At 35.9% G+C, this 22,755-nt stretch carries 9 protein-coding genes; 3 read left to right on the top strand and 6 right to left on the bottom strand.

The features are described from left to right. Position 1: 1 nt before the first annotated feature. The gene (locus DT250_RS19880; protein ID WP_048543452.1) at positions 2-907 is read left to right on the top strand and encodes a DMT family transporter; all 906 of its coding nucleotides are present in this window, start codon (positions 2-4) and stop codon (positions 905-907) included. 2 nt (positions 908-909) lie between these two features. Here the strand turns inward: DT250_RS19880 and DT250_RS19875 are convergent, their stop codons facing one another. Beyond that, a complete protein-coding gene (locus DT250_RS19875) occupies positions 910-1,170 on the bottom strand; it encodes a DUF6123 family protein (protein WP_001195212.1) in 261 nt (86 codons plus the stop codon). Positions 1,171-1,352: 182 nt separating this feature from the next. On the opposite strand from DT250_RS19875, the gene DT250_RS19870 reads away from it, so the two are divergent. Next, positions 1,353-1,913, top strand: coding sequence for a cysteine hydrolase family protein (locus DT250_RS19870; RefSeq protein ID WP_149213592.1), 561 nt, complete (start codon positions 1,353-1,355; stop codon positions 1,911-1,913). 34 nt (positions 1,914-1,947) lie between these two features. Here DT250_RS19870 and DT250_RS19865 read toward each other — a convergent pair whose 3' ends face one another. Further along, positions 1,948-2,808 carry a GNAT family N-acetyltransferase gene (locus DT250_RS19865; protein WP_149213591.1) on the bottom strand — a complete coding sequence of 287 codons (861 nt, stop codon included), beginning with the start codon at positions 2,806-2,808 and terminating at the stop codon, positions 1,948-1,950. A 122-nt stretch (positions 2,809-2,930) separates the two neighbouring features. Here DT250_RS19865 and DT250_RS19860 point away from each other — a divergent pair, with 122 nt between their 5' ends. Next, on the top strand, positions 2,931-17,963 hold the full coding sequence (locus DT250_RS19860) for a DUF7507 domain-containing protein (protein WP_149213590.1): 15,033 nt from the start codon (positions 2,931-2,933) through the stop codon (positions 17,961-17,963). Between the two features lie 111 nt (positions 17,964-18,074). Here DT250_RS19860 and DT250_RS19855 read toward each other — a convergent pair whose 3' ends face one another. The 4 genes from DT250_RS19855 to DT250_RS19840 all read right to left on the bottom strand — a co-directional run bounded on the left by DT250_RS19855 (position 18,075) and on the right by DT250_RS19840 (position 22,753). Then, complete coding sequence (locus DT250_RS19855; protein ID WP_141555622.1) at positions 18,075-19,622, bottom strand: glycoside hydrolase family protein; 1,548 nt, start codon at positions 19,620-19,622, stop codon at positions 18,075-18,077. A gap of 92 nt (positions 19,623-19,714) precedes the next feature. Continuing rightward, a complete protein-coding gene (locus tag DT250_RS19850; RefSeq protein WP_149213589.1) occupies positions 19,715-20,767 on the bottom strand; it encodes a glycosyltransferase family 4 protein in 1,053 nt (350 codons plus the stop codon). Beyond that, positions 20,764-21,564, bottom strand: coding sequence for a glycosyltransferase family 2 protein (locus tag DT250_RS19845; protein ID WP_149213588.1), 801 nt, complete (start codon positions 21,562-21,564; stop codon positions 20,764-20,766). The genes DT250_RS19850 and DT250_RS19845 overlap by 4 nt, the downstream gene beginning before the upstream one ends. Beyond that, positions 21,539-22,753 carry an O-antigen ligase family protein gene (locus DT250_RS19840; RefSeq protein ID WP_149213587.1) on the bottom strand — a complete coding sequence of 405 codons (1,215 nt, stop codon included), beginning with the start codon at positions 22,751-22,753 and terminating at the stop codon, positions 21,539-21,541. The genes DT250_RS19845 and DT250_RS19840 overlap by 26 nt, the downstream gene beginning before the upstream one ends. Between the last annotated feature and the right edge of the window lie 2 nt (positions 22,754-22,755).

The raw sequence follows: 22,755 nt of genomic DNA, 5'->3' as shown, positions 1-22,755 counted from the left end.
TGTGAAAAAAGATTGGGTTGCTCCTCTTGCTTTATTATTTGTCTCTTTTATTTGGGGAGCTACATTTGTTGTCGTTCAAAATGCTATGTCTTTCGTTGGTCCATTTACTTTTAATGGTATTCGCTTTTTATTCGCTGGAATTATTTTATTATTCGTTCAAATGATTTTCTCAAAAAAATCTTCAAAACAAGATATAAAACAGAGTAGTCTCGCTGGATTAATCGTTGGATTTTTTTTATGCGTTGGCTATGTATTACAAACATTCGGCTTACTTTATACAACTTCTTCAAAAGCTGGTTTCTTAACAGGTCTTAGTATCGTTATGGTACCAATTTTGTCTTTTATCTTTTTAAAACAAAAAGCTACCATTTTTATCGTAATGGGCATTGCTGTAGCAACAGCAGGTTTATACTTATTAACTGCTGGTGATTCTTTTCAATTAAACATTGGAGATATACTCGTTCTCGGTTGTGCAGTTGCTTTCGCTGCCCATATTCTTGTTAACGGCTTCTTCTCTAAGAAAATATCACCTTTATTATTAAGCACGTCGCAAGTATTAGCTGTCGGTATGTTTTCTTCTATTTGCGCCTTTTTGTTTGAAGATTGGGAAAAATTATTTTCAGTAGCACTATGGACGAATTCTTCCTTTTTATTCGCTCTATTTCTAACTTCCCTATTTGCGACATCCATTGCTTTTTTTATTCAAACATCAGCACAAAAACATACGTCTCCAACGAGAGTAGCAATTATTTTCGCAATGGAGCCTGTTTTTGCTGCATTAACAGGCGTTCTCGTTGCAAACGAACAACTTTCTATTTCTGCTATTATCGGATGCCTATGTATTTTCCTAGGCATGGTTTTTGTTGAATTACCTTCCAAAACAAAAAAAGAAGCGCAGGCTGCGTGAAGTTATGCTTGTAACTTCCGCATAAAAGCCTTAGCGCTTTTTTTATCTGTAATTTCTTCTTCTTTCAAACGTTCTAATAACGCAACAAAATAACTCCCATCAAACTGTAATTGATGTTTAATTGTCGCTTCTATTGCTGCGTTCACAATTCCATCAGATGCACCAGTATATCCTTGTCCGAACATAATAAACCCTTGTGCTTCCTCTGATAGTTTAAATCCTTTCGTATGTAAGAATGAAAGATAATCTTCTACTGTTTGCATGATATTCCCACCTACTCAAAAATTCTCCATCTCCTATCATACATGTTTTTACACGCTATGAGAATGAAATTTCTTTGACAACTTTGTAAATCTATCGTCTACTGCATAGACAATAAAGGATTTCCTTGCAATATGAATGAATATGTATAGTGGAACTTATTTCATATTAAAGGGGAGACACGATGAAACAAGCACTATTAATTATCGATGCGCAGCAAGAATTAATGGATGGGAATGAACAAGAAAAAGAAGTTTTTCGTAAAAAAGAGTTATTATCTACACTAAATACAGCCGTACAGAAAGCGATAGATGCAAATGCCCTTATTGTTTTCGTAAGAGATATCGATGTTGCTTCTGGTAGCGGAGAAGGATTTGAAGTACATAATGAAATTAAAGTACCTCAGTCTGCAATCCTTATTAATAAAGCAGCAACAAACGCATTCTATGGCACTTCTCTACTTGAACTTTTAAAAGAAGAAAAAATTAATCATATCGTTATCGGTGGATGTAAAACAGAACATTGCATCGACACCGCAGTTAGAACAGCTACTGTACAAGGATTTGATGTTACATTAATTAAAAACGGTCATTCCACAACTGATTCTAACGTGTTATCTGCAGAACAAATTATCGAGCACCATAATAAAGTTCTACACGGTCATTATAATGTGGATCATTTTTCTATGGTGAGAGATATCGAGGAAGACCTCTTCCAACCAACTCACGACCAATATCGTGATTAATAAAAAAGAATCCTTCATTTAGAAGGATTCTTTTTTATCCAAAAATTTGCGCTGCAATACTGTATAGTTCCCCATTTCTTTTCAAAAATTGATCACTATTTCTCATCATAATTGGCGGTGTATTAACCTTTTGAAAACCAGTAATCTCTAATTCTTTCATGAAACCTTTCTTTCCTTCTGGTACATCAATTCTTAATTTACCATGATGCTCTCTTGCTAAATGATGCACAATTCGCATTGCCATTTCATCATTTTTAGCAACGACTGGACCTATTATTTTATTTTCTGGTGTTTGTACACTCAAACCGTAACCTAATACATTTTGTTTATTGTCCTTTACTACGATGCACTGTTCACTTTGCATCATTCTTTTCGTTAAAAACTCTTCTCTATTTGTTCCAAACGCATTTTCATCTAATTTTATTATTTCTTCTAAATCACACTCTTCATAATTCATCATATAATCTTCATTTCCTACACAATAATCATTCACATTGTACGAGTTACATATGTATCTAGAAACATAGCTTACTGCCCTAAATCCTAGTTTTTCATATAACGGCTTTCCTTCATCCGTAGCAATAAGCATAATTGGGGTTTGAGCCGATACGCTCTTAATGCATGAATTCGTTATCGCCTTTCCAATCCCTCTCCCCTTATAATCTGGATGTACAATGACCATTCCGATAGACGCTAATTTCTCCCCATATAATATAATTGCTGCGCTAGCAATAAGTTCCTTTCTCTTATTCCACACACCGTATATAATACCTGAATCAAAAATAGTCTCAATTTCTTCTTTGTTATAATCCCACCCAATATAAGAAGATAATGCTACAATATCGCCTATTTGTTCGTCCCTAAGACGCTCCACCTTAATTTCCAATTCAAGCATACTTCATCCCCTTCTCTAGACATTTAAATCATTATTATTAAATCAACTTGTACATGTTTCCCTTTATTTGTCACACACATATCCTATTTTGACCAAGACTATATTATAAATGAGGTGACAACATGCCCATTACGAATCGATTTTCTACCACCACTAACGGCGCACTCGCGATTACAGGTAATACTTTAGGCTTAAGTAAAATTAGTAATCAAAACCGGGCTGGTACAATCGGGGCAATTGGTGCATTTATAACTACAAATACCGCTTTACAAGTACCGAGTTTTCCTGCTGGTACAACATTAAGCTATACACAAAATAGTTCTACCGCTATTTTAAATATCCCTGCTGGTAGTACTATTCTTTACGCAGAACTCGTTTGGGGTGGAAACTACTTATCTCGTGATCAAAACATTACGAGTGTATTAGGAAACCCGGTTTCTTTTACAACACCTGTTTCAACATACTCGATTACCCCTTCAGCTGTTACAGCTTCAAATCAAACATTCGTTTCTGGATCTGTCACATTTGGATTTTATACACGTTCCGCAGATGTAACATCCCTCGTCCAAGCTGGAGGATCTGGCTCTTATACAACCGGTTCTGTCCCTGGACTTGTTGATCCTTTAGATGCTTCTAACGGAGCTATCAATTCTTCTGGATGGACGCTCATTGTCGCTTATCAAAACGGTTCCTTACCCGCAAGAAATTTAACAATTTACGTAGCTGGTAACCGTGTTTCTGTAGAAACTGGTAGTGCAGATGTATCTGTCTCAGGGTTTTTAACACCTGCCGGAGGACCTGTAAGCGGGAGATTATTTATAAGTTCTACTGAAGGGGATGCTGATTTAACTGGGGATCAAGCATTATTTGGACCAAATTTCAGTTCATTAAATGCATTATCCGGGCCAAATAATGCTGTAAATAATTTCTTCGGTTCTCAAGTGAATAATGCTGTGGGAAATTTAGATACAACCGGGACATTTGGAACACGAAATCAAAGTGCTTCTACAAGCACAAACATCTCTGCTGGGAGACAAGGCTGGGACATTACTTCTATTGATATTTCTCCTTATTTAACAAATTCCCAAGTATCCGCCGCAATCCGTTTAACAACTAACGGAGATGCATATATGTTAAATACAGTCGGATTACAAATTAATATAAACTCGCCTAACATACAAGCAACGAAAAGCGTGAATAAAAGCGTCGCAGCAATTGGAGATGTTCTCACTTATACCGTTACTATCCCTAATACCGGGCTTCTTCCTGCCAATAACGTTATTTTTATAGACAGTCTTCCTAACGGCACTTCCTTTATACCTGGCACTGTAACGGTAGATAGCATACCACAAACAAATGCAAACCCGGCTGCTGGTATATCTCTTGGAACCATTAATAATAACGCTTCTCGTACAGTAACTTTCCAAGCAACTGTCGTTTCCCTTCCAAATCCGAATCCAATTTCTAACACTGCGAATATTACATTTCAATATACACCAATTGCCGGAGGAACAACTTTTAACGGTCTTGCAACAAGCAACTCTGCAGGAACACAAATTAATCTTGCAGATATTAATGGTACAAAATCAGTTAACAAACTTTTTACTGATATTGGAGAAACGTTAACATACAGTATTGCCTTAGCTAATATAGGAAATATCGCGGCAACGAACGTTATATATACGGATCCGATTCCTAGCGGGACAACTTTCATTCCAGGGAGTGTAACTGTTAACGGCGTTACTCAAGCTGGAGCGAATCCCGCTAATGGTATATCCATTGGAACCATTGCTGCTAATTCTACGACTACTGTTTCATTTCAAGTATTCGTTCCTTCTATCCCGCAAACAAATCCAATATTAAATAGTGGCACAACAACTTATCAATACATTCCTGTGCCAAATCAACCAGCAGTAAGTGGGAGTGATACGACCAATATCGTATCTACTCAAGTGAATAACGCTACTGTCACAATGACGAAAGCGGTAGATAAAAATTTTGCAGATATTGGTGATACACTAACGTACACTGTTTCCTTTACAGGTACAGGTAATACGAATGCGAATAACGTTATTTTTAAAGATATCATTCCTACTGGAACAACTTTTGTTCTCAACAGTTTAACAATAGATGGAACGACACAAGTTGGAGCAAATCCTGCTAACGGTGTAAATGTAGGATCCATCCCAACTGGCACAACAAAAAATGTTTCGTTTCAAGTAGTAGTAAACACAATACCCGCGTCAAATGTCGTTTCTAATGGATCAAGCGCTTCTTATCAATATACCGTCAATCCTAGCCAATCACCCGTTACAAAAAATATCTCTTCTAATCTTGTTTCCACTCAAATTAACAACGCGAATTTAACATTAACAAAATCAACAAACAAACAATTTGCTACAATTGGCGAAACGATAAGTTATACAATCCTCATTACAAACAGTGGAAATACAGCCGCAACTAACGTGCAACTAACAGATCCACTTCCAAATGGAACGATATTGACTCCTGGTACTGTAACACTAAATGGAGTTTTGCAAAATGTAAATTCTCTCGTCGCTTTACCTATCGGAACAATTCCTGGCGGAGCTACTTTTACTCTTTCTTTCCAAGTAACAGTCATTAATATTACCGCCCAAAATCCTATCATTAATAATGCTTTCGCTTTTTATCTATATACTGTTAATCCAAGTCTGCCACCAACTTCAAAAACAGCAAATTCTAATTCTGTTACATCAACAATTAGACTAGCAAACCTTCAAGCTACGAAGTCTGTAGATAAAACATTTGCGGAAGTTGGAGATGTATTAACTTATACCTTTGCTCTTACAAACGATGGAAATGTTGCGGCGAACAATGTAGTACTATCCGATTCAATTGCGAATGGTACTGCCTTTGTACCAAACAGTGTTACAATTAACAATGTTGCTCAGCCAGGTGTTACACCAGCTAGCATCAATATTGGTAGCATCAATGCAAATACTACAATTACAGCTTCATTCCAAGTATTAATAACTAGCATCCCAAATCCAAATCCTATTTCAAATAGCGCTTCTATTTCCTATAACTTTATCGTGGATCCAAACGCTTCACCTGTAAGTAAGAACACTACTTCAACCACTACATTTACTCAAGTAAACGATGCAAATGTCATTTCAGCAAAAACAGTGGATCGGGCGTTTGCTACTGTTGGGGATGTATTAACTTATACTATTCTTTTAACGAATGCAGGAAGTGTTACTGCTGATAGCCCTACTTTCGTTGATACGAATCCAGACGGTACTACCTTTATTCCAAACACTTTCCTTATTAATAGTGTACTCCAAAATAACGCTGATCCAAACGCCGGTGTTCCGTTACCTTCCATTCCTGCTAACGGTGAAATTACTGTTTCTTATCAAGTAACCGTCACTGCTTTACCTACACAAAATCCAACAACAAATTCATCTAGTACACAGTATAGCTTTATTCTAAATCCAGGCGATCCACCAACTATAGAAACCTCTTTAAGTAACACTGTAAGCACACAAATTAATTTAGCAAATGTAGTTATTGTCAAACAGGTAGATTTAACTATTGCTGATGTTGGGCAACCAATCACATATACAATTGCCTTAGCGAACCTTGGGAATACTCCAGCGAATAATGTAGTTGTTACCGACATACTCCCTCCTGGTACGACTCTTGTACCAAATAGTATTTTTATAGGCGGCGCTTTACAGCTAGGTGCTGATCCAAGTGTTGGTCTTCAAGTTGGAACAATTCCCACAGGTGGAATTACAACCATTGTTTTTCAAATTAGTGCAAATAGTTTACCTTCACCAAATCCAATTCAAAATAGTGCTGCACTACAATATAGCTTTATCGCAGATCCAAATTTACCTGCTGTTGTTAGAAATGCCACTAGCAATATCGTAACGACACAAATTAACACCGCAAATCTTGTTGCTACGAAACTAACAAGTACAAATTTCGCTGATGTTGGCGATGTCATAACTTATGCAACAATTTTAACGAATAACGGCAATATCCCTGCCACTAATGTAACGTTTACAGATATCATTCCAGATGGTACCATCTTTCTTCCTAATACTGTAACGATTAACGGTGTCCCTATAGCAAATGCAAATCCTGCTAACGGCATTTTGATCGGTACGATTGTGGCAAATTCATCACGTACCGTTTCATTCCAAGTTTTTGTACCAACTATTCCTGCTGTAAATCCAATTACGAATCAATCAGGCACTACATTCCAATACACGTACGATCCATCCAAACCAGCCATCATGCAGATGGTTGCTTCTAACACTGTACAAACAGCTATTAATAACGCTACGATTACCTCTGCAAAATCTGCTGATAAACAGTTTGCGAACGTAAATGATATTATTACGTATACGACTACTTTAACGAATATTGGGAACACACTTGCATCAAGTATAGTATTTACAGATACCATTCCAAGCTTGACATCTTTTATTCCAAATAGCGTAACAGTAAATGGTACTACGCTCTCTAATGCAAATCCAGCAAATGGCATAGCAATTGATCCGATAAATCCTAATGCAAATACGACCATCTCGTTCCAAGTGCAAGTAAATTCCATTCCGAATCCGAACCCTATCCCGAACCAAAGTAACACAACGTACCAATATTTCGTAAATCCTAACTTACCTCCAACATCCTCCAATGCGTTAAGTAACGTAATAACAACTCAAATTAATAACGCTACAATCATCGCTACGAAATCAGTGAACACACCGACTGCTGCAATTGGAGATATCGTTACCTATACGATTGCAGTTACGAACACAGGAAATATTCCCGCTAGTGCAACTGTTTTAACGGATGGACTTGGCGCAGGGGCTTCATTTATCCAGAATTCTGTAACTATTAATAATGTTCCACAGCCAGGATTAGATCCATCACTTGGTATTCACTTAGCAGATATTCCTCCCGGAGATACTATATTCATTACTTTTCAAGCACAAATTTTAGCGATACCACCTAGTGGCACATTAACAAATAATGCTCTTGTAAATTATGAATATAACGTGAATCCAAACCAATCACCTGCTGTTGGTAGTACAATTACGAATACGACGGTTACTCCAATTATTGATGCTACTCTATCTATAAATAAAACTGTCAATTCAACATTCGCTACTATTGGAGATACACTCACTTTCACTTCTACCATTATTAATTCCGGGAACACTACCGCAAACAATGTTATTTTTACAGATTTAATTCCAGATGGTACGACGTTTATCCCAAATAGTTTCACAGTAAATGGAACGACTATTCCTAATGCTAATCCACAAAACGGTATCAATATTGGTAACATAAATTCAAATGCATCAGTTATACTCAGCTTTCAAATAAACATTACAACGATCCCAAATCCGAATCCAATTCCTAACAGCTCATCGCTTCAATATAGCTTTATTGTTGATATAAATGAACCGCCTGTTTCACGAACCGTTCAATCCAATAAAACTTTTACACAAGTAAATACAGCCTCCGTAATCGCAACAAAAACTGCAAGCAGTGCATTTGCTGCTGTCGGAGATACAATTACGTATACAACTACTCTCACTAATAGCGGAAATACTACCGCAAACACACCTGTTTTTATCGATATATTACCACCTGAACTTTCATTCGTTCCTGATAGCTTACAAATTAATACCATCCCAAAACTTGGATTTAGACCAGATAGCGGGATTTCTTTAGACCCCATTCCAGTTGGAGGAACAACAACAATTAGCTTTCAAGCTATCGTTGGCTCAATACCAGCTACAAATCCTACGTTGAATCAATCCAGTACGACATATTCTATCATTGTGGATCCTACCCAGCCGCCAGTGACAGAAACAGCTACAAGTAATCCAACTTTAGTGCAAATTAACGAAGCAATTATTCAAGCAACAAAAAGTGTCGATCGTCTATTTTCTGACATCGCACCCGGAAATTCATTTTTAACTTATACAGTTTTATTGGAGAATATAGGAAACACAACTGCTACTAATATCACTTTTACAGATCCGATTCCAAATAATACAGTATTTATAGAAGATAGCGTTCGAGTAGGTGGGGTTTTATTACCTGGAGTAAATCCGGCGAACGGGATACCAATTGGGGATATTATTGCAGGAGATTTTATAAACGTCACCTTTCGTGTGCAAGTGGTTAGCATCCCAAATCCTATTTTTACAATCGGACCTGGGGGACCAAACTCCCCCGTTGTAAACGGAGCTTCTATTAATTATCAATTTATGACAGGGCCTAATTTACCACTCGTTTCACGAAGTACAACATCTAATCCGGTTTCAACACAAATAAATTCCGGAGAAATTTTGGCAATTAAATCTGTAGATAAAACTTTTGCAAAGATCGGGGATACACTTTCCTATACAATTTCATTAAGCAACCCTGGAAATGTCACTTCACAAAATATACTTTTCACGGATATTTTGCCTGATGGAACGACATTTATATCTGGTACTCTTGTAAATGATTCTGGTGCTCAGCAAATTGGAAACCCCGCTAACGGAATTCAAGTTGGAAATATAAATCCTGGCAGTACGATTGCTATTACGATAAACGTACTTGTAACAAACATTCCAAGTATAAATCCAATTTCAAATTTTAGTTCTGTACAGTATTCACATGTGGTCGATCCTAGCCAACCTGCCGTATCACAAACGAATATATCTAATACTGTTTCGACAACTATTAATAGTGCTATATTAACTACTACAAAAAGTGCTGATAAATCCATTCTTTCTGTCGGAGATACGATTACGTATACAACTACTATTACAAATACAGGAAATACTGCAGCAACGAATATTACGTTCACAAGCGCTATTCCAGCCAACACTACATTTATACCAAATTCGGTCACAATCAATGGTATGCAGCAACTTGGTGCACGGCCAGCACTTGGAGTCAATATACCCAATATCGCTCCTGGCGAAACAGTAACCGTTACTTTCCAAGTAACTGTTATTTCTATTCCCCCTTCAAGTTCAATTATGGATAACGATACAATTTTATACTCTTATACCGTTGATCCAAGCGCAGCTCCTGTTACTACTTCTACTTCAACGAACAGCGTTACAAACCCTGTACTAGATGCTATGATAACGATGATTAAATCAGTTGATCAAACACTTGTAACACTAGGTGATACTATTACTTATACGACACTTTTAACGAATAGTGGGAATACAAATGCTACGAATATTACGTTTACTGACCTTATTCCAGACGGTACAACGTTCGTTTTGGATAGTGTCACAATAAATGGCATCACACAAACTGGTCTTAATCCTAATACAGGTATTACAATTGGATCAATTGCTCCTAACAGCTCAATAGCAATAGCATTTCAAGTTACCGCTACTTCTACTCCTGTTCAAAATCCTATTGCCAATTCGGCTAGTGCTTCTTACACATTTATCACTGACCCTAATGCCCCTATTGTTTCAAGGAATGTTACTTCAAACACAGTGTTCACTACAATTAACACAGCTATCATTCTTTCATTAAAACAAGTCGATAAATCCTTTAGTCGTATTGGAGACACACTCACCTATACTGTTACTTTAACAAACAATGGAAACTCATCTGCACAAAATGTTATTTTCTCAGATACAATGCCGAGCGGAACTACATTTATTGCAAACTCATTTTCTATTAACGGGGTTTCTCAAAGTGGTGCGGACCCATCGAACGGAGTAAATATTGGGCCTATAACAGCTGGGTCTACAGTAACTGTTTCATTCCAAGTAAACGTGGACTCATTACCAACTGAAAATACAATTGTAAACTTCTCATCGACATCGTACCAATTAGTCTCACCGCCTGATCCAGAAACTTCAATTAGTAATCCCGTTTCAACGCAAATTAAAGAAGCTATATTATCCATGACGAAAAATGAAAGTGTCTCCTTTGCAGATATCGGGCAAACTGCTTTTTATACTACGTCTATTTCGAATATAGGAAATACGGATGCAACTAATATTGTATTTACAGATGCATTACCAAGTGGACTCACATTTGTTCCTAACACATTAACTGTTGATGGTGTTTTACAACCTGACGCGAATCCAAATACAGGTGTAGTACTTGCAACACTTCCACCAAATGAAATATATAGTATCGTATTTCAAGTTACGGTTAACAGCATCCCACCTATTAACCCTGCACCAAATATAGCATCAACGACGTATGAGTTTACTGTTGATCCAGGGAATCCGCCAGTATCGAGTGCAGCTACCTCCAATACGACACTTCTTCAAATAAACAACGCAAATATTATTAGCACAAAAACAGCAGATCTTACTTTTGCGGATGTTGGTAATACAATAACATTTACACTTAACCTTCCTAATACCGGGAATGTGGCTGCAACTGATGTTACCGTTATCGATATACTTGATAGCAATTTAAGTTTCGTTCCAAACAGTTTCACAGTTAATGGGCAAACCATTCCAAACGCTGATTTATCTACTGGTGTAAATATCGGTTCAATTAATGGTGGAAACACATCAATTGTCACATTCCAAGCCATCGTTTCAACCCTGCCAATCAACAATCCTATTTCTAATTCGGCTCTTACCACTTACCGTTATATTGTTGATTCAGATCAGCCGTTCATTTCGCCTTCCAATCAATCTAATACAACGACAACACAAGTTAATAGCGCTATCCTTACTGCACAAAAAAATTCAAATGTGGAAACAGTAGATATTGGGCAAGATATTGTCTACTCAGTTACGATTACAAATAGCGGCAATGTTAGTGCGACGAATGTTATTTTTACCGACCTAATTCCAGACGGAACTTCCTTTGAACCGAATAGTTTTACACTTAACGGAACTACCATCCCAAATGCAGACATAATGACAGGCGTTCCAATTGGAGATATCGCACCAAACCAGTTTGTCATCGTAGCATTTCATATTAATGCCAATGAAATTCCACCTATAAATCCAATTACCAATCAAGCTATTGTTAGTTTCCAACATATCGTTAATCCAGCTAATCCTCCCGTTTCAAAAAATATTACTTCTACTACTGTTTCCACAAAAATCGAAAGTGCAATTTTAAACACAATTAAAATTGCAGATAAAGCTTTTGCAACGATTGGTGATACGATTACGTATACAACTACGATTACGAATACAGGAAATATTCCGGCTAATAACGTTATTTTCTCAGACCCGATACCATCGTGGACACAATTTGTGGCAGGATCAGTTATTGTTGATGGCACTCCATTACCATCTGCTTCTATCATTGATGGTGTTGGCATAAATACGATCACTCCAAATCAAACTGTAACAATCGTATTCCAAGTTCAAATTGTAAGCAACCCAACAACGTTCACACCTGAACTCCAAAACTTAGGATTTGTGAACTTCCAATATAACGTAGGAAATGCATTACAGGCTCAGCCTGGCAATGTGGAAACGAACGTCTTCGTTACTTCTATTAATTCAACAATACTTTCAGCCGTAAAAACTGCTAATACCGCCTTTGCAAACATCGGCGACACGATCACTTATACCGTTTTAATTCAAAATAGTGGCAATACAAACGCTACGAATGTAAATTTCTCAGATCCGATTCCAGCAGGAACAACTCTTGTTGAAAATAGTTTTACTGTAAATGGAAGTACCATTCCAGGTGCAAATCCAAATAACGGAGTGAATATCGGAACCGTTAACGCGGGTAGTTCCTTAACTGCTACTTTCCAAGTCATAGTTACATCTACTCCACCTTCGAATCCAATTACAAACGTTGCATCTATTCAATACGAATTTATAGTTGATCCGGCCTCTCCTCCTGTTACCGGCACAATAAATTCTAATAGTGCTTCCACACAAATTAATAACGCGACTGTTACAACTGTTTTAGAAGCAAATCGTACAATCGTATCTACCTTAGATATAATTACGTATACAGCAACATTAACGAATACTGGAAACTTCCCTGCAAATTCTGTATTACTCATTAACGGAGTTCCTGAAGGGGCATTATTTGTTCCAAATAGTGTCACGCTTAACGGGATTTCACTTCCAGATGCAAGTCCAACTCTCGGTATTCCAGTTGGTATTATCGCACCAGGTGATTCTGCTACTATTACGTTCCAATTTCTTGCAAGTTCTATTCCACCACAAGGAGCGATTATAAATCAAGCACTTACAAGTTACACTTATATTGTCGACCCAAGTCAACCTCCAGTTACAGCAACATCTTCATCTAATACGGTAAATACAGCTGTCGTTGATGCATCGCTATCTGTAATTAAAAATACAGATTCTCTCGTACAATCTACTGACGGTACAATCACTTACACGGTAGTGGTTCAAAATAACGGAAATACAACTGCAAATACAGTTACTTTAACAGATTTGGTCCCAGAAGGAACTGCATTTATTCCAAATAGCGTAACCATAAATGGCGTTTCAGCTCCGGGTGCTGATCCAAACGTAGGAATCTCCTTAAACGCCATTGCACCTTCAGAAATCGTCACCGTCACATTCCAAGTTATCGTTCAATCCATTCCAAACGTGAATCCAATTTCTAATATAGCCCATATTGACTATACTTTTATCGCCGATCCAACTGCTCCTATCATCTCTCGAACAATTACGTCTAATCCAGCTTTCACACAAATTTCGGATGCGAATGTTCTTTCTTTAAAAGCTGTCAATGCACAACAAGCAACAACCGGTGACATTTTGACCTATACGATAACGCTAGAAAATACCGGAAATATTCCAGCTACTAATCTCATATTTTCAGATACGATTCCAGAAGGGACTACATTCGTAGAAAATAGTTTTAAACTTAACGGAACAGCTATAATTGGTGCAAATCCAAATGCAGGTGTTACTTTGCCTAACCTAGTAGCAAACGCTACTCACCTTATTTCGTTCCAAATTCTTATTAACGATTCATTCTCGCAACAATCGATTACAAATCAATCTAATACAACATATACAATTCAACCAGACCCAGGACAACCGCCTATTACCGAAACATCTACAAGTAATATTGTCATTACAAATTTCGTGCAAGCACAATTGACAGTTACAAAAACGTCCAATCCAATAACTGTAGATATTGGCGGAACTATACTTTATATTTCTGAAGTTAAAAATATCGGCAACGTTGACGCAATAAATATTATTTTTACAGATTCTATTCCAGCTGGGACTACATTCGTTCCCTACAGTGTCACAATTAACGGTGTACTTCAGCCAGGTGTAAATCCAGAAAACGGAATACCAATTGGAACGATTACACCAAACAGTTCCAAAACAATACTATTTCAAGTACAAACAAATAATCCACCAACTGCAACCGAAATTGTAAATCAATCATCTGTAAATTACCAATATGTAAGTATTCCTACAGCTCCACCAGTGAATCGCTCTGCAAATTCTAATATCGTTACAACATCACTTCAAAATGCAAATATTATTTCTGTTAAACAGGCGGATGTTACTTTCGTAGCCATCGGGCAAAATATTACCTACACAAATACAATACAAAATATAGGAACTGTTCCAGCTAACAATACGGTGTTCATTGACAACTTTCCAGAAGGTACTATATTCATTGAAGATAGCTTATCAATAAATAATGTGATTCAGCCTGGTGCAAATCCTCAAAATGGAATAACTCTCGGCACGATACAACAAAATGAAACAGTCACTATTTCATTTCAAGTACAACTTACAAATATACCAGAGGGCAACACTGTCATTAACATTTCAGACACTTCGTATGAATACCAAATTGACCCTAGTTCTCCGATTGTTCAGCGTAGATCATTATCAAATGCAGTAAATACTGAAGTGCGGACGGCAAATGTTAGTGCAATTAAATCTGCTAACAGATCTATTACACGTATCGGTCAAATCATCACATATACAGTCGCAGTTACAAACGCTGGTACAGTACCTATTACAAATACTATCCTAATTGACGCAATTGCTGCTGGCACTACATTCGTTCCAAATAGCATCCTTGTAGACGGCATACCAAGACCTAACGAAAATCCAATTACCGGTATCAATCTTGGTATTATCCTTCCAAATAATACGATTATTGTTACGTTCCAAGTAAATGTAGTCTCTATACCTGCACAAAATACTATTAATAATATCGCTGTTATACACTATGAATATAAACCGGAACAAAGCGCACCACCAATTTCAGAAACAACCTCTTCCAATACTACAAATATACAATTTATTGATGTGATTCTTATCGCTACAAAATCTGCTAATAAAGTATTAGCTAATATTGATGACACCATTGAATATACAGTATTCATTCAAAATAACGGATCTACTACAACTAACTCCATCTTTTTTACAGATACTATAGAAGATGGAACAGTATTTATTCCGGGAAGTGTAACAGTTAACAACACTGTACTTCCTGCAGCAGATCCGAATATCGGCTTTTTCATTCCTAATATTGCGTCAGGGCAAGCGACTACAATAACGTTACAAGTTTCCGTTACGAATTTGCCAGCTTTAAATCCAACGCCTAATACTGCAAACATCGTCTACGACTTTATTTTCAATCCTGACTTTGCACCAATTCAAAAATCTACTACTTCCAATACTACTTTCGTCCAAATTAATGATGCTGATATCGTTTCACTGAAAACTGTTGATTTAACTTCTGTAACGATTGGTGACATTTTAACTTATACAACAACTTTAACGAATATAGGAAATGCAGATGCTACTACTGTTGTATTTACAGACAATATACCTGACGGAACAACCTTTATAGAAGGTAGCGTTTTAGTAAATAATATTCCTCAGCTTAACGCGAATCCAAGTACTGGTATACTTGTAGGAACGATTGCTCCTAACGTTTCTATCCCAGTCACATTTTCCGTTACTGTGGTAGCTCTTCCAGCTAGTGGTCGTATTCAAAATCAATCAACTTCTCGTTATACAATTAATAGCGAAGAACAAATATCGACTAGTAATATTACTATCACTGAAGTTATTTCTGCTCATGTAATTGCAACAAAAACAACACCTATCCAATACGCTGACCTACAAACGATTATCCCTTACACAATTTCCATCACGAACAATGGGAATATACAAGTTGAAAACATTATCGTTACAGATATTATTCCGGCGAATACGAGCTTTATAGATAATAGTGTTATTGTGAATGGAAACGCCCGTCCAAGTGACAATCCACTTAACGGGATACGAATTGATAACATTCCGCCTAATACGACAGCAACTATTCTATTTCAAGTACGGGTTACTTCGATTCCGCAAACAAATCCAATCTCTAACACGAGTACAATCGAATACCAATACACCATACCAAACCAGCCGCCTATTACCGAAACTATCATTTCATCAGCTGCCGTAACAGAAATTCATCACGCAAATTTAAATAGTAATAAAGCTGTTGACCGTGCATTTGCAACAGTCGGTGACACGTTAACTTATACGATTACACTCAATCAAACTGGTAATGTTGCAGCGAATAATGTAACCATTCAAGATATGATTCCTCAAGGTACTACATTTATAGAAAATAGCGTCATTGTAAACGGAGAAGCCCTTCCGGAAGTTAATCCAGTAAGTGGTATACCAATTGATACTATAACTGTCGGCGGAAACGCTGTCGCTTCATTCCAAGTAACCGTGACTTCTATCCCAACACCAAATGAATTGACGAACCAAGCCATTACTACTTTTAACTATATAGTCAATCCAAATAATTTACCTGTTACAAACACGACTACAACAAATACCGTCACAACAACTGTCCAAAATGATAATGTCGTTGCCATAAAGTCTGTTAATGCTTCGAATGCTTTACCTAGTCAAACTGTAACGTATACAATTACGATTACGAATAGTGGTAATGTAACGATTGAAGATATTATTGCCATAGACACCGCACCAGTAGATACAACCTTCGTTACAGGCAGCGTTACGATTAACGGAATCAATCAGCCTAATGAAAATCCTGAAAACGGTATTACATTAGGAAGCCTTACTCCTAATGAATCTACTATCCTTACTTTCCAAGTAACAATATCTCCTACAACTCTTCAACCAGCAATTAATAACGATGCTTCTGTTTCCTATACTGTTACCATTGACCCGAATGAACCACCTATTACAATTACAAAGCAAACAAATGTCGTTACAACAACAGTAGTTGATCCTATGGTTCGTATTAACAAAACAGCCGACACATCTATTGCCGTTATAGGTGATATGATTACATTCACATTAGAGGTATTGAACCATTCCCCGATTCCTACGATAAGTACTTCTATTTTAGATACCATTCCAACTGGTACAACATTTATAGAAAACAGCGTAACCATTAACGGCACTCCTGTTCTAAATGTCCGTCCAGACACTGGTATGAATATCGGTGCTTTACCAGCTGGCTCCGTAGCAAAGATAGCATTTAAAGTTCTCGTCACGTCTATCCCTTCAAACAGCACAATTATCAATTCTGCTTCCGTCACAGCCGCCTTCCAATTGACACCACAGGACCCAATTATTACTTTCATTGACAATTCAAATATCGTTCGTATACCAGTTCAATTTATAACTGCAACAGTAGTGAAAGATGCTTCCGTCAGCTCAGCTTATTTAAACCAATATTTTGATTATACGATGCGTATTACGAATACTTCTGATATTTCACTTTCAAATGTTTCATTACAAGATACCATTCCAGCAGGTTTACAATTTATGAACGGTACTGTCTTTATTAACAGCGAACGCTCTCCACTAGCGAATCCGAATATCGGTTTCCTAGTCGCTACTAATTTGGAACCAAACGAAACAATTATCGTATTATTCACAGTACAAGTGATAAGTCCACCTGTTAATAATGAATTTAAAAATACGGCGGATATTTCTTTACAACTTCAAGTCTCGCCTACCGATCCACCAATTACAGTAACCGTTACAAGCAACGAAAACATCGTCACTTTTATTCCGAAAAATCCTGATGAAACACTTCCAAATTTCAATTGTTTCTTTGACGGCGAACGTTTTATACGCATTACCCCTCGAAATATACGAAATTACTTTTGGACTTGGATTTGGTGGCGTTAATTTAAACAAAAAGAGATTGTAGTTTGGTTGAAACCAAATTACAATCTCTTTTTTATTCCCTTTATCGTAATACCTAATAACTCGTCCAAGCATTTACAACCAATCATCATCTCAAGTTATTTTAGTCGTAATAAGCTGACCAGCCTCATTAATTGTTACTTTCCATTTCGCTCCACTAGCAGTCTTCATAATGATACCTTTACTTGCTTCTATTTCAATATCTCCAAACATTCTTCCACCAGTTGTCGCTAACCAAGCATTCCCATTTTCCATCGAAGACCTTGCAAACATACGATTAATCCGAAAACGTTTATGGTCTTGAGAATAACCACTCAATGTAATTCTTACTTTATATAGTTGACTCGCCTTCATATTCGATATAATTGTATCGCCTACATTTAATGGAACATCCGATGCAACAACCCAATTTCCAGTTGCACTTAATGCATATTCAATTTTAATTTTCTGCGGGCTCTCTCCCCATCCAAAATACATTCCAAAACAATTTAACATTTGGATTGGATTTTTCGTAAAATCTAGCTCAATCACAACTGGATTACTATCTGGAACATCGATATAGTTTACACTTTGTTCATCTATTAAATTAAAGCAATTTACGAGATTCCCCCCGTAAGGTAATTTCCCACTTACTTGCTTAACAGTATACTTCTGCGGAGCGTTTACTAAAATATCATCTTGATTCCCTATTAAATGTGGTTTATTTAACGTAATCGGTAACTGAATTCGAAGAGATTCTTCATAGGTAGACGTACAAACATTGTATTGCCCTTTATCTACAATAGTTGTGGAAAGTAAATTTGAAAAAAGGTAGTTACGATGTGAATTAGAAGAAAATTCAATGACAATCTGTTCACTACTCATCCTGTACGTATCCCAAATCATACAATCAAATGTATTATAGGCACCCGTACAACGAATGACTTTTTTCGTTTGCTGTCTACATTGCACTTGAATATCCTGAAACGTATTTCCTGAACTTTCATTTGGTAAATCACTGTTTCCATCAACTTCTATCCCATACTGACATCCATCAATAAATATAGATTGAAATACATTTGCGTTAATCCAGCAAGGTGTATTTATATCATCTATATATTCTGTCTTCAAATGTATTGCAGTTTGAAAGTTTTTAATTTGAATAAAGTTAACTTGAAAGAAACTAATATAATCCCATGCTTTTTGACAATAAAAGTGTATAGCCTTACCTTTATATGACGACGTTGCATTTATTATATTAATATTTGATATAAGAGAGTGATTAGGAACTTCTATTTGTTGTGAACCGGAAACATAAATGACAGCAGATTGAAACACTGGATTTATAACTTGAACTGTACCACCTGTAATAGACGCATTTTGTTGCAGTTCAAACGCATTAAAATCTCCATCAATTTGCAACGTAACAGTAGGATCTAGCTCTAATCTTACATTTGATTTAATAACAATCGGTTTTACAATTTTGTACGTATTTATCCCTGTAATTCTAACCGTCGAAATTCGGTTCGCTACACAATAATTTATAGCTTGTTGAATTGCTAATGAGCTATCATTCCCTGAGTTCGGAACTGCACCAAAACAATCAATATGGACACTATTTTCTGGTGCACAATCTTCTTGGGAAGAAATATATTCTGACAAAATAAATTCACTCCTCATATTACCTTTTTCATATAATATGTGAGTTTTCTCTTAAAAGTTTCTCTAATAAAAAAAACAAACGACTTGCACGGTCATTTGTTTAATTCATATATACTTTTCGTTTCTTCTATCATTTTAGTTAATGAGAAATATCTCTCTGCTTTCTCTCGTGCTTTCAGTCTAATACGATTCACCTTTTCCTCATTTCCTTGTAGTTCCTCAAGCTCACTTGCAAACCCTAATTCGCAATATTCAGATACCAAAACACCTGATTCTCCATCTATTACCGCTTCATTTATTCCGCCAACATCTATTGAAACAATCGGTGTTCCTGTAGCCATTGCTTCAATTACCACCATTGGAAACACTTCACGAAAAGATAATAAAAGTAGGGCATTCATATTTCCTATAAACCTATGCGGCTCTGAAATATTCCCTAACATCTTTACACTTTGCTGCAATCCATACTTTTCTATTTCTTTCATAATAGATTCTTTTTCTGGTCCATCACCAGCAATATAAAACAAAAAGTCATCTCTTTTTTTCAACACATTTGCAATTCTTACAAATAATTGATGGTTTTTCTCCTTGGATAGCCTTGCTAATATCCCTATTTTATAAATAGATTCTGTCTTTTTCTGCTGGAATAAAAATCTTTCAATATCCACACCGTTATAAATTGTCTTTATTTTCTCTTCTGCTACATGCATTGAAATTAAATTATTTTTTTCAAACTCACTTACTGTAATAATATTATTCACATATTTATTTATAAGATAACGAAAAAGAGTTGGCATTTTCTTTTCTAATATCGTTACATTATGTTTCGTATACACGACTTTTATCTTTTTTTTCATGAACTTTTGAATTAAAAAGGCATATAATACCATTCGCAAACTATTTGCATGAATAAGTTCTATCTTTCGTTTACAAATTTCTTTTCGTAAGTAATGAATATTTCTCAAATGATTCCATCGACTAAGTAACATGAAATTTTCTTTTCTAGTAAGAGACTCATATAGTTCTCCCTCACCTGCAGCTGTATAAACCGTAAATTTCTCATCACGCAAATTGCTTTCCAATTTACAAAAATAACTCTCGGCTCCCCCAGTTATCAATTTATCTGTCATCAACAGTATATTCATAATTGCGTCTTCCCAACTACATTGATTTTATTTTTTCTATAGGCATGAAAAGCATACTTACTAAAATAGTAAAAGATTTGCAATGCATTCAGTCGTTTTTGTTCCCTTAATAATTTCCAATACCGAAAAGCCGCTCTAATTTTATTTCTCGAAACAGAATTTGCTACAATTCTATACTTCGCTAACACTTGCTGTATCCCTTTCGCTTCATGTCCTTCATCTAATAAGTTTAGCCATAGCGCTGTATCTTCCGGCTGGACACTAGGCATTTCAATATGCGGAATTTTTTCACGATCAATCATTACTGTTAAACAACCTATAATTGTATTTCCTGCCAAACGATGATAGTCAACAGATTTCGGTACATTCACTTCTCGATTTAATTCATTACCGTTTTCATCGATTAAACTATACGATGCATATGAAAAGGCCACATTCATTTCTTCCATAAATAACAATTGCGTCTGCAATTTATGTGGCAACCATATATCATCGCTATCTAAAAAAGCAATATATCTTCCTCTCGCCTCTTCAAACGCTAAATTCCGAGCTTTAGCAGCACCAACATTTTCTTTTAATGATAATAGTCTAATACGCGAGTCCCCTTCTATTATCTCTTTAATTTTTGCAAGAGATTGGTCCGTTGAAGCGTCATCAACGATAATCATTTCCCAATTTTCATATGATTGATTCTGTACAGATAAAATCGTCTCACCTATAAATCGTATACTATTATAAGAAGGTGTTATTACAGAAACATGAGGCGCATTATTATGTGCTGATAGACATTGTACCATCTACCTTTCCCCTTCCTTCATATATTGAAATGTACTTTACAACCATTGCTAAAAATAAAAAGAACGCTTCGTTAATAATGAGTGACAATGACATCATCTGAAATAAAAATGCAATCATAGTTAATAAAAGATACGGTTTTTCACGAAACAAAGTATACTGCGTTAACTTGAACATTAATATGCATAAAAAAGCGCTATATAAAAGAAAACCAATTGTACCCGATTCAGACAAAATTTCTAAAAATGTATTGTGCACATATAATTTTTCGTTAAATTGAAACTCATAATAATTCGAAAAATTAAACGCACCGATTCCGATATATGGATTGGATACATAATATTTAAAAGCAGCTTCCCATAATGTAAATCTTCCACTTCCATTATCATGCGAAAAATCAGAAATTCGTTTATTCAATATGTCATCCAATTGGCCACCCATTACACTATTCGATAAACAAAAAATCACTACACCAAACATTAGTAAACTCATTATTATTTTTATTTTTTTTGCAAAACTAGATGTACATACATATACAAAAACGACAAGCACAAGTGCTAATATTCCTCCCCTTGAAAAGGTTAATAAACTTGTCGTAACACATAAAATCAATCCTAAAATGTTCGTCATATTATGTAGGTTTGTCATATAATACATAAAAAATATTGTATTATAAAAAATAAAAATGTTAGGATCATCTAGCAAACCAATTAATCTTGGATATCCTCTATCAACTAATAGTCCAGCAAAAATTTCTCTTTCTTCTCCACCGTACAATTCAAAGTGCTGTAAACCGACTATATACAGTATTAGGCTTACAATATTAAATATGAATCCTACATAGACAATAGATGATTCAAGTGTTGCTATTTCAACATTTCCTAATAAATTTCTCATTATAAAATAACAACCTAAAACAAGTAGCACACCAAAAATCATACGAATACTAGCATTTAAATATATAGAAAGAATTCCACTGAAACAATAGATGAAATAAAATAGCAAAAATACAACTTCATGAAAATATAGCTTTTGAATATGAAAGTTTTTAACTGTTAAACAAAAATATATGACTAAAAAAATCATATATATCTTCAGCGAAAATCCAATATATATGTTGTATTTACTTAACATGACAAATAATATTAAGAGCATAATCCATTTCATCGATATTTTCATATTATTTTCCATAG

Origin of the sequence: Bacillus sp. AR2-1 (assembly GCF_008368755.1) — a bacterium.
GTDB lineage: Bacteria > Bacillota > Bacilli > Bacillales > Bacillaceae_G > Bacillus_A > Bacillus_A wiedmannii.
Note: the sequence above shows the minus strand (reverse complement) of the source record. Positions and strands in the feature narration are given on the sequence as shown.